General features: G+C 72.5%; 12 protein-coding genes. 5 read left to right on the top strand and 7 right to left on the bottom strand.

The window, feature by feature from the left end; all coding sequences use genetic code 11:
• Positions 1–11: 11 nt before the first annotated feature.
• The 3 genes from ADK67_RS16390 to ADK67_RS16380 all read right to left on the bottom strand — a co-directional run bounded on the left by ADK67_RS16390 (position 12) and on the right by ADK67_RS16380 (position 2868).
• Positions 12–1163 (bottom strand): oxygenase MpaB family protein, encoded by a 1152-nt coding sequence (locus ADK67_RS16390; RefSeq protein ID WP_053717297.1) that lies wholly within the window; start codon positions 1161–1163, stop codon positions 12–14.
• A gap of 353 nt (positions 1164–1516) precedes the next feature.
• On the bottom strand, positions 1517–1936 hold the full coding sequence (locus ADK67_RS16385) for a cold-shock protein (RefSeq protein ID WP_063797617.1): 420 nt from the start codon (positions 1934–1936) through the stop codon (positions 1517–1519).
• Positions 1937–2061: 125 nt separating this feature from the next.
• Positions 2062–2868, bottom strand: a complete 807-nt coding sequence (locus ADK67_RS16380) for an SAM-dependent methyltransferase (protein ID WP_053717296.1) — start codon at positions 2866–2868, stop codon at positions 2062–2064.
• 102 nt (positions 2869–2970) lie between these two features.
• Between ADK67_RS16380 and ADK67_RS16375 the strand changes: the two genes are divergently transcribed.
• Positions 2971–4866 (top strand): WD40 repeat domain-containing protein, encoded by a 1896-nt coding sequence (locus ADK67_RS16375; RefSeq protein WP_053717295.1) that lies wholly within the window; start codon positions 2971–2973, stop codon positions 4864–4866.
• 50 nt (positions 4867–4916) lie between these two features.
• On the top strand, positions 4917–6467 hold the full coding sequence (gene dacB, locus ADK67_RS16370; protein WP_053717294.1) for a D-alanyl-D-alanine carboxypeptidase/D-alanyl-D-alanine endopeptidase: 1551 nt from the start codon (positions 4917–4919) through the stop codon (positions 6465–6467).
• 6 nt (positions 6468–6473) lie between these two features.
• On the opposite strand, the gene ADK67_RS16365 is transcribed toward dacB, so the two are convergent.
• Positions 6474–7454 (bottom strand): hypothetical protein, encoded by a 981-nt coding sequence (locus tag ADK67_RS16365; protein WP_157620457.1) that lies wholly within the window; start codon positions 7452–7454, stop codon positions 6474–6476.
• A gap of 283 nt (positions 7455–7737) precedes the next feature.
• Complete coding sequence (locus ADK67_RS16360) at positions 7738–8475, bottom strand: FadR/GntR family transcriptional regulator (protein ID WP_053717292.1); 738 nt, start codon at positions 8473–8475, stop codon at positions 7738–7740.
• Positions 8476–8578: 103 nt separating this feature from the next.
• Between ADK67_RS16360 and ADK67_RS16355 the strand changes: the two genes are divergently transcribed.
• A complete protein-coding gene (locus tag ADK67_RS16355; RefSeq protein ID WP_053717291.1) occupies positions 8579–9118 on the top strand; it encodes a gluconokinase in 540 nt (179 codons plus the stop codon).
• A gap of 142 nt (positions 9119–9260) precedes the next feature.
• Positions 9261–9995, top strand: a complete 735-nt coding sequence (locus ADK67_RS16350) for a hypothetical protein (RefSeq protein ID WP_053717339.1) — start codon at positions 9261–9263, stop codon at positions 9993–9995.
• 47 nt (positions 9996–10042) lie between these two features.
• Here ADK67_RS16350 and ADK67_RS16345 read toward each other — a convergent pair whose 3' ends face one another.
• Positions 10043–11263, bottom strand: a complete 1221-nt coding sequence (locus ADK67_RS16345; RefSeq protein ID WP_053717290.1) for an acyl-CoA dehydrogenase family protein — start codon at positions 11261–11263, stop codon at positions 10043–10045.
• Positions 11264–11586: 323 nt separating this feature from the next.
• Between ADK67_RS16345 and ilvD the strand changes: the two genes are divergently transcribed.
• Positions 11587–13284: a dihydroxy-acid dehydratase gene (gene ilvD / locus ADK67_RS16340; RefSeq protein WP_053717289.1), complete on the top strand. Its 1698-nt coding sequence runs from the start codon at positions 11587–11589 to the stop codon at positions 13282–13284.
• Between the two features lie 47 nt (positions 13285–13331).
• Here the strand turns inward: ilvD and ADK67_RS16335 are convergent, their stop codons facing one another.
• Entirely contained in the window at positions 13332–15206 is a 1875-nt protein-coding gene (locus ADK67_RS16335) for a hypothetical protein (RefSeq protein WP_197289477.1), read from the bottom strand.
• Between the last annotated feature and the right edge of the window lie 31 nt (positions 15207–15237).

The following is a 15237-nucleotide window of genomic DNA, read 5'->3' as shown; positions in this document are numbered from 1 at the left end:
CGCGGCAGGGGTCACTTGCGCGCGGACCCGGCTTCCTCCTTCTGCTCCGGGCGGGGCCCCGGCACCGGGTCGTCGATGTGGTCGGTGAGCTGCGGTTCCGTCTCGTAACGCGCGGTGAAGGCGTCGCGGCCGATGCTCTCGACCATGGTGTTCAACGCGTCCATCACCTGGTCGGAGATCACGTTGTGCGTCAACGGGGTGCTGGTCACCAGCGAACCGACCGTCGCCGCGGGGCCCGCGCCGAGGTCGAACGACGACTTCGGCACCTCGACCATGTCCGCGTACTTGTCCGACAGCGCCCGGCGCAGGAACGCGGGGACCGCCGCCCGGGTGCCGGGCGGCAGGTACTCCTGGTAGAGCCGGACGCTTGCCTGCGTGAGCAGCACGCCTTCCTCGCTGTGCGCCCACTCCTGGTCCCGAGCGTCGTCCCAGAGCCGCCGCGCCTCGGCGAGGGTGTCCGGCATGTGCTCGTCCGGCACGCCGAGGAAGTGGGCGATGATCTTCCACGCGTAGCAGTAGCTCTCCTGCTCGGCCTGCGTGGTCTTGACCCCGATGCGGCCCATCGCGTCCAGCGTGCCGACGGAGAACACCAGCGCCGCGCCCGCCGTGTAGAGCTGGGACACCGGCATGCCGTCGCCTTCGACGTCCCACCGGCCCGACCGCAGGTGCAGCTGCCGGATGGCGGCGTGGACCAGCCGCACCTTCTGGCACGTTGGGATGAGCTTGGAGTGGTCGGTGAAGGCGTCTTCGTCCCCCATGCCCATGAACAGCCGGGTCGACTGGGACAGCCGGCGGTGCGGCCGGTCCAGCTTGTGCGTGGAGTGCAGCGTCTTCGCGCCCATCGGCGACAGGTACGTGCCGACGAGGCCTGCCGTCGCCTGCACGACCGCCGCCGGTGTCTTGTGGCGCTTGAAGAACGTGGCGATGCCCGCCACCCGCTTCGGGTCGACCCACGACGGCATGGCGCGGGTCTCTTCGAGGTAGTCCCTCAGCAGCGGCGGCGCGCCCTCCGGGACACCGTCCTCGACCGTCACGATGCCGCGGAACAGCTCGTTGACGCTCTCGGTGGAGCCCGAGTCGAGGATCTCGCTCACCACGGCGTCGGCCCGCGGATCGCCCAACGGCTTGAGGGCGTCGCGGTATTCGGGGTACGACAGCGGCACGGGCTCCTCCAGGTCGGTCGGCGGGGGGACCTCGACGCGTGTCCCCTACCGTGACCGTGCCGGCACCCGGCGGCGAAAGTCCGGTTCGGACACCGACGTCACCGCCTCGTGCCGCGACGGCACTCGCGAGGGTGACCCCGCGAGTGCCGCAGACCGGTGAACCGCGACCGCGTCTCGCGCCGAGCTGCCTCGCCTCACGCGCCGCGGAAGTGTTCACGCAGGCGACGCGCACCCGCTCACCGCGAGCAGCGGCACGCCCACGGCGGGCACCACCGGCGGGACCGACCCGGCTGACCGGTCCACCGCCGCGCCCGACACCCGCCACCCGGGTCCGGTGATCGGGTGGCCGGCGGTCAGTCCTCGAGCCAGTTGTACTTGCGCGCCATCCCGACCAGGCTCTTGCGCACGTTCAGGATCTGCTCGGCCGTCATGCCGGGCGCCGAGGCCAGCAGCGTCTCGGTCACCTCCTGCAGGTACCGCTTGGTCGACACGACCTCGCAGAACATGTCGTTGCCGTTGACGTCGTCCCCCGAGTGGTACGACGGCGTGCCCGCGCGCACCGACGCTTCCCGCACCAGGCTCACCCGGGACGCCTTCGGCCCCCGGTCGCCCATCTCCACCAGGAACTCGACCAGGGCGCCGGGCGCCATGAGCCGCTTGTCGAAGTCGATGTCGTTGACGTGGATGAACACGTCCTCGCCACCCTCCTCGGGCGACACGAACCCGTACCCGCGCACCTCGTCGAACCGGACGACCTTGCCCTTCACCACCACCGCAACCCCTTACTGCCAGCACCACGCGCCACACCTGTGGCGACATCACCACGATCCTATCCCGAACGCCACCGCGCGACTCGTGCCCGCGATGGCGCCCGGTCACCGCCGTCCCCGGAGCGCGCTCAGCCGTTCTTGCGACCGACGGCCGCGAACGTCGACATCTGCTTCGGGTCCGGGTCCTCGTCGCCGGGTTCCGGCCGCCACTCGGTCAGGTAGACCACGCCGGGTTCGACCAGGTCCACGCCCGCGAGCAGGTCGGTGATCTCGGCCCTGGTGCGCATCGAGAAGTCCGTCACCCGGTTGCGGAACTGCTCGGTCGCCTCCTCCGCCCGGTCGGCCTCGCCCTCCAGGCTGGCGTGCGAGAGGGCGAGGTAGCTGCCCGGCACGACGGCGTCGAGGTACTCGCGGATGATCCCGACCGGGTCGTCCTCGTCCGGCACGAAGTGCAGCACCGCGAACATCAGCACGCCGATCGGCTTGGTGAAGTCCAGCGTGCGCAGCGTCTCCGGGTGGGTCAGCACGTCCTGCGGCCGACGCAGGTCGCCCTGCACGGCCGTCGCGTTGTCGTGCTCGCTGAGGATGGCCCGGCTGTGCGCGACCGCGACCGGGTCGACGTCCACGTAGACGATCCGGCAGTCGGGGTCGGCGCTCCACGCGACCTCGTGCACGTTGCCCGCCGTGGGGATGCCCGACCCGAGGTCGAGGAACTGGGTGACGCCCTGGTCGACCAGGTAGCGCACCGCACGGCGCAGGAACGCGCGGTTGGCCCGCAGGATCCGCGGTAAGCCCGGCATGACCTCGACGATGCGCTCCGCCGCCTCGCGGTCCACCTGGAAGTTGTGCGCCCCGCCCAGGTGCACGTCGTAGACCCGCGCCGGGCTCGGTCGCGAGAGGTCGATGTCGGGGCCAACCCACGCTGGTCTTTCCACGCTGCCACTCCTCGGTTCACCACACACCGTGATTGCTCCGGTGCACGCTACAACGGGCCCACCTGCCGCGCGGGTTCTATGGCGGTTCGTAACCTGGCGGCCATGCGGATCCTGTGGACGACCGACGCCGGTGACGACCCGAGGCTGACGCGGGTGCTCCCGGCGATCCGGGGGAACGCGGTCGCCGGCGCGGTGGTCGGTGGCGTGCCGGTCTACGTGACGTCGACCGAGCCGCACTACGACGGCGACTGCGCCCGGCCGCACACCCACGACTGCGGTGCGACGGTGGTCCAGTTGTGGGACGCCGCGACCGGCGCGCTCGTGCGGACCGTCCACGACGCCGGCGGGCAGCACCTCGTCACGGCGGTCGTCCACGGCCGGCCGGTGGCGGTCGTCTGCGCCTGGGGCGACGCACCGAAGTGGATCGACCTGGACTCCGGCGCCGTGCGGAGCGACGTCCCCGGTCACCGCGACGTCGTGCAGGGTTTGGCGGCCGTCACCCTCGCCGACGGGCCCGCCGTGGTGTCGGCCGGGTGGGACCGGACGATCCGGGTCGTCGACGCGGTCACCGGCCGGGCGCGGGTGTTCGACACCGGGGAACGGCTCGGCGCCCTGGCGGTGGTCGACGTCGGCGGCCGTCCCGTCGCGGCGGTGGCGGGCGAGGCGGTGGGGTTGTGGGACCTGGAATCCGGCGTGCGGATCGGCTCGCTGCCCACCGCTGCCCGGAAGATCACCGGTTGGCCGGGTGGGCTGGTCGCGACGCTCTCGTGGGACGGCGACGTGGAGGTGTGGGACGCGGTCACCCTGCGGCGGCGTGCCTGCGGGATGCCCGGCCGGTGGTGGGCGCACGACATCGCGGGCGTGGTCGCCGACGACGGCCGGCGCCTGGTCGTGCTCAGCGACAGCGAGGCGGTGCACCTGTGGGACGTCGATGGCGACCGGCCGGCCGGTCCGCCCCTGGTGGGTCCGACGAGTGGGTGCGCGGTGGCGGGTGACGGCCCGGGCCTCGTCGTCACCGCTTCGGACGTCGACGGGGCGATCGGGGTCTGGCGGGTGGGCGCCGACGTGCCGCCCGTCGGCGCCGGCCACACGAGCACCATCGGATGCCTCGCGGTCACGGCGGACCACGTCGTCGCGGGCGGCACGGACGGGACGGTCGCCTCGTGGCGGCTGGACGACGGCGTGCGGGAGCGGGTCGTCGGCACGCTGCCCGCCCCCGTCCACGCCGTCGCGCGGGTGGGCGCCACCGTGCTCGCCGGAGGAGGCGACCTGCACGGCGTCCCCGACCGCGAGCTGCACCGGTGGTCCGGGGACGGCGCGGACCAGCCGGTCCCGGCCGACCACCGCGGCCAGGTCCGCATCCTCTCCACCGCCGTCCTCGACGGCCGCACGGTCGCGCTCACCGCGGGCTGCGACGAGACCCTGTCCGTCACCGACGTAGCCACCGGGGAGCGCGTCCGCGAGATCCCCGGTCGGTGCCAACCCAACGGTCTCGCGGTCGGCGACCTCGACGGCCGACCGGTCGTCGCGATCAGCCGGGCGTTCGGGCCGTTCGAGCTGTGGGACCTCGCCGGGGACACCCCGATCACCACACCGGTCACCGAGGCCATGGACGTGCTCGAACTCGTGCGCGCCTTCGTCCACACCGACCGCGGTCCGGCGATCGCCACCGTGCGCAGCCACGCGGTGCGGATCAGGCACCTCGCCACCGCCGACACCTGGCGCCTCGACCCGGACCGCGAGGAAGTCGTCACCGCCTTGGCCGTGCACGCGGGCACCGCCGCCGTCGCCCGCGCGGACGGTTCCGTGACCGTGACCGACCTGTCCACGCGAGCGACCCTCGGCGTGCTGACGCTCCCCCACGCGGCCGGCGCGCTCGCGTGGACGCCCGACGGCGACCTGATCGCCGCGTGCCGCCGCGACCTTCTCCGCTTGTCGATCCAGGAAAGCACGGGCACCTCCGACGGATTGTCAGAACTTCACAAGGCATCCGAATAGGTGGAGAATCCTTGCCCTGAAGTGGCACCGGCGTCCCTGGAGGAGCTTCCATGCCCAGATCACGGTCGTTCGCGCTCGTCCTGGCCGCCGTCGCGCTCGCCGCGATCCCGGCCGCCGACCTCGCGACGCCCGCGTCCGCGCAGGCCGACGACGCGCTCAGCCGGGACCTCGACGCGATCATCACCGCCACCGCCCTCGACGGCGCGGACGTCGGGCTCGTGGTCCGCCACGCCGGGACGGGCGCCCTGGTGTACTCCCGGGAGAGCGACCAGCGCGGCCAGCCGGCGTCGAACGGCAAGCTGATCAGCTCCGCCGCGGCGCTGGAGATCCTCGGCCCCGACCACCGGTTCCGCACCACCGTGGCCGCGACCGGCCGGGAACGGGCCGGAGTGCTGGCCGGTGACCTGCACCTGCGTGGCACGGGCGACCCGACCATGCTCGCCGCCGACTACGACGCGCTGGCCGCCCAGGTCGCCCGCAGCGGCGTCAAGGTGGTCCGCGGCAAGCTCGTCGCCGACGACACCTGGTTCGACGCCGTGCGCCTCGGCACCGGCTGGGCCTGGGACGACGAGCCGTACTACTACAACGCCCAGATCTCGGCGCTGACCGTCTCGCCGGACACCGACTACGACGCCGGGACCGTCATCGTCCGCGTCGCGCCCGGCGCGGCGGGCCACCCGGCCGCGGTCACCACCGACCCGCCGACCGACTACGTCACGATCGCCAACACCGCCGTCACCGGCGCGCCCGGCTCGGCGTCGAGCGTGTCCGTCGAACGGCAGCACGGCACCAACGTGATCACCGTGCGCGGCAGCATCCCCGCCGGCGGCCCCGTCGAGAACGAGTGGAGCACGGTCTGGGAGCCGACCGGGCTCGTCACGTCCCTGTTCCGCGACGCGCTCACCCGGCACGGCGTGCACGTGCTCGGCGGCACGGGCGCCGGCGCGACCCCGGCCGACGCGCGCGTGCTCGGCGAGCACCAGTCGATGCCGCTGTCGCAGCTGATGGTCCCGTTCATGAAGCTCAGCAACAACATGCACGCCGAGATCCTGGTCAAGACCGCCGGCCGGGCCGTGTTCGGCGAGGGCAGCTGGACCGCGGGGCTGCGCGCGATGACGGCGACGCTCGGCGGGTTGGGCGTGGACGCGACCGCGCTGTCCCTGCGGGACGGCTCCGGTCTGTCCAGGATGGACCAGGTCTCGCCCGACCAGGTGGCCGCGCTGCTGCTCGCCGCCCAGCGCGAGCCGTGGTTCCGGACCTGGTACGACTCGCTGCCCGTGGCGGGCAAGAGCGATCGGATGGTCGGCGGCACCCTCCGCAACCGGATGCGCGGCACGCCGGCCGAGGGCAACGTGCGGGCCAAGACCGGCACCCTGACCGGCGTCAGCGCCCTCTCCGGCTACGTCACCACCGCCGACGGCACCCCGCTGGTGTTCGCCATGATCAGCAACAACACCCTCACGTCGGCGAAACCGTTCGAGGACGCCGTCGCCGTCCGGCTGGCCGCCCACTCGCGCGGGCAGACCCCGGCCGCGGCCGGGGTCGTGCCCGAACCGGTCGCCGACCCGCGGTTGGAGTGCAGCTGGACCAAGTCCTGCTGACCGGGGTCAGCCGACGACCGCCCGGAACGCGTGGACGCACCACGGGCCGTCGTAGCTGGTCACCCACAGGTTCGTGGAGTAGCCCCCCAGCTTCTGCCCCTTCGCCGTGCCCTTGAGGTAGAGCTGGACCGAGTCCTCGCCCGTCGTCTTGCCGTCCATCGCCGGGTCGACGGCCAGGTCCGGCTCGTACCCGACGAGCTTCTCCACGTCGGCCGCGTCGTTGATGGCGTCCGAGCACAGCAGACCGGTCGCGGCGGCCGCGTCACCGGCGTTCACGCTGTCCAGGAACGACTTCATCGCGGCGAGCGCTTCCGGGGCGACGGGCTTGCCGCCCGCCGTGGGCCCGCCGCCGCCGCTGGTCGGCGGGGCGGTCACCCGGCCGCTGGTCGCCGTCGGACGTCCGCTGGCCGACGGCTCGCCCTTGGCCCGCGCGATGTCGTGCCAGCACCAGTCGCCGTCCTCGCGGACGACCGTCACGTCGACCTTCGACGTCCGCGAGGAGGTGGTGACCTCGACGGTCGCCCGCACCTTGTCGTCGGTGACCTCGTCGGTCTCGACGAGCTCGGCCTTCTTGAGCGCGGACACGTCGTCGATGGCGCTGTTCACGGAGGTCTTGGCGCTCGGGCACTCGAGCTTCTTGAGCGCGGCGGCGTCCTGCGTGTCCAAGCCGGCCACCAGCGACTTCACCAGCTCGTCCGCTTCGCCGCCGCCCTTCGGCGCCGTGGACGACGTGGTGGTGGTCGGCGGCGCGGTCGTGGTCGTCGTGGTGCCCGCACCGCCGAGGAAGAACCCGGGCTGCACGAACCCGGTGAACCCGAGACCACCCAGCAGGAGCACGACCACCACCACGACCGCCACGATCGCGCCGGTCCGCTTCTTCGGCGCGGGAGGAGGCTGCGGGGCGAAGCCGCCGTACTGGTAGCCGCCGTACTGACCAGGCTGACCATAAGGGTCCTGCCCGCCCGGCGGTTGCTGTGGGTAGTTCACGGTGCCTCCCCGTTCGTGGTTCGCGCTTTCGACGGCGAACGGGGGCCTCGCGTTCCCACGGATCAACGACGAAGTGCGCCGCTGGTCAACCGGTCGGCTTCGCGGACGAGGGCGGTGATCGCCTCGTGGGACGTGGCGTGGTCGATGTCGGCGTGCACCAGGCTCACCGTGTACTGACGGTAACGAGCCCAACACACCTACGTGTGACAGCCCTCCGACGCACGGCCGGGTCGTCGAATCGTCCGCGATCTTCCTGAATTGTGGAAGTCGCGGGTGGAGGCGATCAAGGAATTGCGTGTGGCCCGTTGGCGGGCACCACGGCGTCGCGCGCTTCGGCCACCAACGCGCGCATGGCCAGTTCGGCGGCCTCGGGGTGCCGGGACGCGACCGCCCGCGCCACCTCCTCGTGCAGGTCCAGCGCGTCGGCCACCGGCTTCTCGGGCATCAGCCCCAGGCTCGTCCGTCCGCGCAGCACCACCGCCACGACACCTTGGAGCGCGGCGAACATCTCGTTGCCGCCCGACTCCAGCAGCAGCTCGTGGAAGGCGACGTCCAGTTCGAGGAACTCCGCCACCTCGCCCGCCTCGCCCAGCCGCCGCATCCGCGTGGCGAGGTCGAGCAGCCGGTCGCGCTCCTTGGCCGACGCGTTCCACGCCGCCCGTGCCGCCGCCACCGGCTCGACCGCGATCCGCAGTTCGGTGAGCGCGCGCAACTGGGCGTCGCGGTGCGGGCCGGCCAGCCGCCACCAGATCAACCGGGGGTCGTAGACCTGCCAGGACGACCGGGGTCGCACGGTGATCCCGACCCGTCGCCGTGACGTCACCAGGCCCATCGACTCCAGCACCCGCATGGTTTCGCGGGCGACGGTCCGGGACACCCCGAACCGCTCCTGGATGCCGTCGAGCGTCAGGACCCGTCCCTCCTCGAGGTCGCCGCTGGTGATCTGCAGCCCGAGGGTGTCGAGCACGGAGCTGTGCAGGGCGTCGCCGCCCGGCGCGCTCCCCTGACGTGGTACCGGCACGGGCAGCAGCGTATCCCGGCGAGGCTTTTCCAGCCTGCCAAAGGTGGTACCTTTCGCGGCCAAAGGTACTACTTTTGCCGTCGCAGCCGAGAGGTGGCACCCCATGACCACGAGCGCCGAGCCGACCTGCGTCGTCGTGATGGGCGTGTCCGGGTCGGGCAAGAGCACGGTCGCCCGGTCGTTGGCCGACCGGCTCGACTGGTCGATGGCCGAGGCCGACGAGTTCCACCCGGCCGCGAACATCGGGAAGATGTCCGCGGGCACACCGCTCACCGACGCCGACCGCGCGCCGTGGCTGGCCGCCATCCGCGACTGGATCACCGCGCGTGCCGCCGCGGGCGAGAGCACGGTCGTCACGTGCTCGGCGCTCAAACGGGCCTACCGGGACGTGCTGCGGGCCGCCGACGCGCGGGTCCGCTTCCTGCACCTGCACGGCGCCGCCGACGTGATCGCCGACCGGATGCGGCACCGGTCCGGCCACTTCATGCCGCCCGCCCTGCTCCAGTCGCAGTTCGACACCCTCGAACCGCTGGGGTCCGAAGAGGACGGAGCCGCGGTCGACGTGACGCTGACCCCGGAGCAGATCGTCGAGGAGGCCGTCACCCGGCTCGACCTCGCCGCCGGAGGCCCGGCCACTTCCTGACACCACGGGAAGCCTGCGGCCCGGTGATCGCGAGCCACGGCTGACGGGCCGTCGACCCCGGTCGCGCCTCGGGGTCGAACCGGGGGTGATACCGGGGATCTGCCGGATCATGGGCGCGGCGCGGAACGGGAGGCTCTGCGGCATGACGAGAACCTTCCGCCGCGCCGCCGTCGCGGCGCTGGCGAGCACGGCGCTGATCGGGCTGGCCGCGGCGGTGCCCCAGCAGGCCGCCGCCCAGCCCGCGCCGCTGCCGACGTTCGACTTCGCCGACTGCCCGGAGCTCCCCGCGGGCGCCGACCCCGCGCAGTGGCGCTGCGAGGTGCTGCTGTCCAGCGGCACCATCAAGTTCGGCGCCCTCGGCGAGCAGGACACCGGCGCGATGCGGCTGACGTTCGCCGAAGGGCGGTTGAACGGCGAGTTCGCCCAGGTCTTCGGCGCGCTGCGGGCCGAACCGACCCGCGTGCCGGGCGGCCTGCTCGGCGGTGGCGGTCCCGGGCAACACCCGCTGCTGCGCACCGACCTGCGCCTCGAGTACGCCGGTTTCGCCGACTTCCTCTCCGACGGCGACCGGATGGGCGTGCAGCACCTGAAGCTCCGCGTGCTCAACGGCCTGCTGCCGAACGCCTGCACGATCGGCGACGACGCGGACCCGCTCGTGTTCCGGCCCGTCCGGACCGGCGGGCCCGACCGGATCTCCGCCGACCCGCCGGTGCTCAGGTTCACCATGGAGGACAACGCGTTCGCCGTGCCCGCCGCGCGCGGCTGCGGCGGCCTCGACCGCCTGGTGGACAAGCGGTTCGGCCTGCCCTCCCCCGCCGGGGCGAACTCGATGAAGCTCACCACGCTGGTGGGGTTGAAGAGCTACACCGAACTCTGACCGCCACCGGCCTCGACCGACCGCGAAGGCCGGTCGGGGCCGTCCGGTCAGTCCACGATCCCCAGCGCGAACGGGAACAGCGGGGTGCCGCCGAGCACGTGCGCGCCCGCGGACTGCACGATCTGGTCCTGCACCACGATGTGCTGGCACATGGTCGTGATGTCGCGCAGCCACCGGTCCACCGGTGACGGCTGGTAGATCGACGTCGTGGCGAGCAGGTCGTAGAGCTTGGTGACGACGCGCCGGGCGGCGCGGAAGGCGTTGAGCCGGGGCAGCGCGGTGGCGATCCGCTCGTCCGCGGTGAAGTCGTCCAACGACCTGCCGGACGCCAGCAGCTCCCACTGCCGGGCGAGGCTGCCGTACACGGCGTGCCGCGCGGTCTGGTAGTCCATCTCGGCTTCGCCGATGGTCAGCTGCACCCGGTAGTTGTCCGACCAGCGCTCGCCGGTGCTCCGGTTCACCCTGGTCAGCACGTGCTCGCGGACGTGGTCCAACGCGGCGCGGGCCAACCCCAGCGGCACACCGGGCATGTTGCGCACGAACGCGTCCGGCGTGGCCAGCGGGCCGCGGCGGCTCAGCGGCGTGCCGAAGCTGAACGAGTGCTCCTCCGGCACGAACACGTCGGTGATCACGTAGTCCCGGCTGCCGCTGCCGCGCAGGCCCGTGGTGTGCCAGGTGTCGACGGTCTCGACCTCGTCGGGCGGCACCAGCATCACCCGCCAGACCGGTGCGCCGTCCGCGCCGGTCTCGACCTCGCCGCCGCTGGTGACGAAGCTGCCCGCGGACACCCAGTCGGCGTGCGTGATGCCGCTGCCGAACTGCCACCGGCCCGTGAGCCGGTACCCGCCGGGCGCCCGCTCGGCACGGCCGGCCGGGAGGATCAGCCCCGCGGTGATCATGTCCGGGTGCGGGAACATCTCGTCCACCGCCGACTCGGGCAGGAACGCCGAGTACAGCGGGGTGTCCATGCCGATCATCGCGCACCAGCCCGCCGACGGGTCGCCGTACGACAGCGCCTCGATCACCTCGGTCTGCTGCACGGAGGTCAGCCCGGGCCCGCCACGCTCCTCGGCGACTGCCATCCGGAACACACCGGTGGACCGCAGCAGCTCGACGACGTCGGCGGGCAGGCGCCGGGCCTGCTCGATCTCCTCGGACCTCGCGCGCAGCAACGGCGCCGCCGCCTTGGCGCGGCTCAGGATCCCGGCCGCGGTCTTGAGCCCTTCGTCGGCGTTCGGCTCGGCGGTGCGGACGGCGGGCTCGGCCATGTCGACCTTCCTTCGTTCAGCCGGTGGAGACCGAGAGGAAGCGTGGGCGCGTCTCATAACACCATTTCGGTTTAACCGGCCGGGCACTCCCGGTCAAGGACGGCGGGACCGGCGCGGGGATCGGACCGGGCGGTCGGGCGGCCGGCACCTGCACCGCGTCGCCGCCCGCGCCCGCAGCCGCCGGTACGGCTTCCCGTCATGCCCGAGCGGTTTGGCACCACGAACGCCGACCGGCCGTCACCGTGCCGCGCGGCCCGGAACCGCGGGTCGGGCAACGGCCGGTCGCCGGTGCGACGCCCGCGCCGGGACGTTAGGTTTCGGGCATGAACGAAACCCCGGACATCAAGCCGCGCAGTCGCGACGTCACCGACGGCCTGGAGAGGACCGGCGCCCGCGGGATGCTGCGAGCGGTCGGGATGGGTGACGACGACTGGGCCAAGCCCCAGATCGGCGTCGCCTCGTCGTGGAACGAGATCACGCCGTGCAACCTGCCGTTGGACCGGCTGGCGAAGGCGAGCAAGGACGGCGTGCACATGGCGGGCGGCTACCCGCTGGAGTTCGGCACGATCTCGGTGTCCGACGGCATCTCGATGGGCCACGAGGGCATGCACTTCTCCCTGGTGTCGCGCGAGGTCATCGCGGACAGCGTGGAGACCGTCATGCAGGCCGAGCGGCTGGACGGTTCGGTGCTGCTCGCGGGCTGCGACAAGTCGCTGCCCGGCATGCTCATGGCCGCCGCGCGGCTCGACCTGGCCAGCGTGTTCCTCTACGCGGGCTCGATCCTGCCCGGCCGGGTCACCCTGACCGACGGCAGCGAGCGCGAGGTGACGATCATCGACGCGTTCGAGGCCGTCGGCGCGTGCGCCCGCGGCCTGATGAGCCGCGAGGACGTCGACCGCATCGAACGCGCCATCTGCCCCGGTGAGGGCGCGTGCGGCGGCATGTACACCGCGAACACGATGGCGAGCGCGGCCGAGGCGCTGGGCATGTCCCTGCCGGGCAGCGCGGCGCCGCCCGCCACGGACCGGCGGCGCGACGGGTTCGCCCGCAAGTCCGGTCAGGCCGTGGTCGGGATGCTGCGCCAGGGCATCACCGCGCGGCAGATCATGACCCGCGAGGCGTTCGAGAACGCGATCGCCGTGGTGATGGCGTTCGGCGGGTCCACCAACGCCGTGCTGCACCTGCTGGCCATCGCGCACGAGGCCGAGGTGGAGCTGAGCCTGGACGACTTCACCCGGATCGGCGCGAAGGTGCCGCACCTGGCCGACGTCAAGCCGTTCGGCAGGCACGTGATGACCGACGTCGACCGCATCGGCGGCGTGCCCGTGGTGATGAAGGCGCTGCTGGACGCCGGCCTGCTGCACGGCGACTGCCTGACCGTCACCGGCCGCACGGTCGCCGAGAACCTGGCCGACATCGCGCCGCCGGACCCCGACGGCACGGTGCTGCGCGCGATGAACGAGCCGATCCACCGCACCGGCGGCATCACGATCCTGCGCGGCTCGCTCGCGCCCGACGGCGCGGTGGTGAAGTCCGCCGGGTTCGACTCGGACGTGTTCACCGGCACCGCCCGCGTCTTCGACCGCGAGCGCGCGGCCATGGACGCGCTGGAGGACGGCACGATCACCGCCGGCGACGTGGTCGTCATCCGCTACGAAGGCCCCAAGGGCGGGCCGGGCATGCGGGAGATGCTCGCCATCACCGCCGCGATCAAGGGCGCCGGGCTGGGCAAGGACGTCCTGCTGCTCACCGACGGCCGGTTCTCCGGCGGCACGACCGGCCTGTGCGTGGGCCACGTCGCCCCGGAAGCGGCCGACGGCGGTCCGATCGCGTTCATCCGCGACGGCGACCAGGTCACGCTCGACGTCGCCAACGGCACGCTGGACGTCGCCGTGGACGCGGCCGAGATGGCCGCGCGCCGCGAGGGCTGGGCGCCGCTGCCCGCGCGTTACCAGCGGGGCGTGCTGGCGAAGTACGCCAAGCTCGTCGGCTCCGCCTCCGGCGGCGCGGTCTGCGGGTAGCCGGACGGCGCCCGACCTCGCGGCCGAGGTCGGGCGCCGCCGCGGTCTCACGGCGTCGGGTACTCCGCGATGTAGACCGGAGCGCCGACGTTGGTCAGGTCGGCCGGGCCGCCCACGCCGTTGACGACGTGGTCGATCACGCCCGCGCTGAGGTTGACCGTCATGATGTGGTGCAGCTTCACGCCCGGCGTCTCGGGCACCTCGAAGCCGTTCTCGGTGTGGATCGTCGGGTTGTTCTGGTTGAACACGTACACGCCCGCGCCGTGCAGCGTGTGCTTGCGCACGTGGTCGCCGACCTTGTAGCCGGCCCAGCCCTCGACGTCGCCCTTCATCCAGTCGGCCTGCGTCGGCGGGTCGTAGGGCAGCTCGTTCTGGTACAGCACGACGGTGCCGCGCTCGCCGTTCCAGACGGTGTTGTGCCGCTGGAAGTGCTCGACGAACAAGCCGGTCGCGGTCACGTCGTCGCCGTTGACGACCACGCCGGTGAGGCCGGTGTTGGTGTTCCAGCGCTGCGTGTCGGTGAAGCCCTCCACACCGTGGTCGGCGCGCCACACCCACGTGTGGTCGATGAGCACGTGGTCGCTGTTGACCTCCAGCGCGGTGTCCACCTTGCCGACGTGCGGCCCGCCGACGCGGAAGTACACGTCCGACAGCGTGGTCGGGTTGGCCGGGTCGGCCGGCCGGTGGCCGTGCTTCTTGCCCACGCGCACCAGCACCGGCGACAGCTCGGTGCCCGCGTCGACCGTGACACCGGCGATGACGACACCCGGCACGTCCGCGACGTCCAGCGGGGTCGAGCCGTTCACGGCGGTCAGCGTGGCGTGCCCGAGACCGAGGACCACGGTGTCGGGTCGCTTGACCTCGATGCTGCGCGCGATGTCGTACACGCCCGGCGTGAACAGCAGGTGCTTGCCGCGGGCCAACTGGTTGTTGATGTCGCGCACCGAGTCACCGGGCTTGGCGACGAAGAACTCCGACAGCGGGATGGTGCGGCCGGGCGTCAGGCCGTTCGCCCACGACACACCGCTGGTGTTCCGCTTGGCGGCCGGGACCCGGACGTTGTACCGGCCCTTGTCGTCGACGAACAGGTACGGCTTCTCCCGGCTCAGCGGCGTGGTGTCGAGCGTGGTGTACGGCGGGTTCGGGAACGCCGCGTCGTCGGGCGCGCCCGCGACACCGGAGAACACCTGGTTCCACACGCCGTTCGACCAGCTGCCGAGCTCGCTGTTGCGGGTCAACCACTGCTGCTGCGAACCGTTGACCACGGAGGGCAGCCGGGAGTCGGCGATGAAGCCGCCGCTGGCGTACTGCGGGCCGGCGGTGCAGTAGTCCATCAGCGTGAACGTGCCGCTGGTGACGTTGAGCCGGCGCAGCGACACGGCCTGGGACACGGCCCAGAAGTTGGCGCCGGACCGGCAGCCGTCCTGGCCCGCACCGTCGATGTCGATCGTCAGGTTGCCGAGCGTGCGCCAGAAGTTGACCAGCGCCAGGCAGTTGGCCGTGCCGCCCTCGGTCAGGCAGCGGTTGTAGACCTCGACCTTGCCGTTGATCACGACGTCGGTGGGCGAGGCGCCGAGGCCCGCGATCTCGGTGTAGTAGCCGACCTTGATCTGCAACGGCTGCTCGGCCGTGCCGTACCGGCCGGGCTTGAACAGGTAGGCGTACCGCTGGGCGCCCATCTCGTTGTCGACCTGGGCGGCGTGCGTGGCGTCGAGGGCGGCCTGGATCTCGGCGACCGGCATCGACGGGTCGAACACCTTCACGTTCACGCCGAGGTCCTGCGTGCGCCGGGGCGGGTCGGCGCTCACGGCCGGTGCCGCGGCCGTGGTGGCGGCGGCCAGGGCGAGGCCGAGCGCGAACACCCGGCGCAGCCTCGCGGGAGCGCTCTCACGTCTGGCGTGGCGCATGATCGTCATTGACATGCCTCTGAGGGTAGTGACGCCGACCGCCGAG

Origin of the sequence: Saccharothrix sp. NRRL B-16348 (assembly GCF_001280085.1) — a bacterium.
Lineage (GTDB): Bacteria > Actinomycetota > Actinomycetes > Mycobacteriales > Pseudonocardiaceae > Actinosynnema.
Note: the sequence above shows the minus strand (reverse complement) of the source record. Positions and strands in the feature narration are given on the sequence as shown.

What these genes read in the sequence shown, in the direction of transcription:
- ADK67_RS16375 (WP_053717295.1), top strand. Translation starts at nt 2,971, where the DNA reads ATGCGGATCCTGTGGACGACCGACGCCGGTGACGACCCGAGGCTGACG.
- dacB (WP_053717294.1), top strand. Translation starts at nt 4,917, where the DNA reads ATGCCCAGATCACGGTCGTTCGCGCTCGTCCTGGCCGCCGTCGCGCTC.
- ADK67_RS16355 (WP_053717291.1), top strand. Translation starts at nt 8,579, where the DNA reads ATGACCACGAGCGCCGAGCCGACCTGCGTCGTCGTGATGGGCGTGTCC.
- ADK67_RS16350 (WP_053717339.1), top strand. Translation starts at nt 9,261, where the DNA reads ATGACGAGAACCTTCCGCCGCGCCGCCGTCGCGGCGCTGGCGAGCACG.
- ADK67_RS16345 (WP_053717290.1), bottom strand. Translation starts at nt 11,263, where the DNA reads ATGGCCGAGCCCGCCGTCCGCACCGCCGAGCCGAACGCCGACGAAGGG.
- ilvD (WP_053717289.1), top strand. Translation starts at nt 11,587, where the DNA reads ATGAACGAAACCCCGGACATCAAGCCGCGCAGTCGCGACGTCACCGAC.
- ADK67_RS16335 (WP_197289477.1), bottom strand. Translation starts at nt 15,206, where the DNA reads ATGTCAATGACGATCATGCGCCACGCCAGACGTGAGAGCGCTCCCGCG.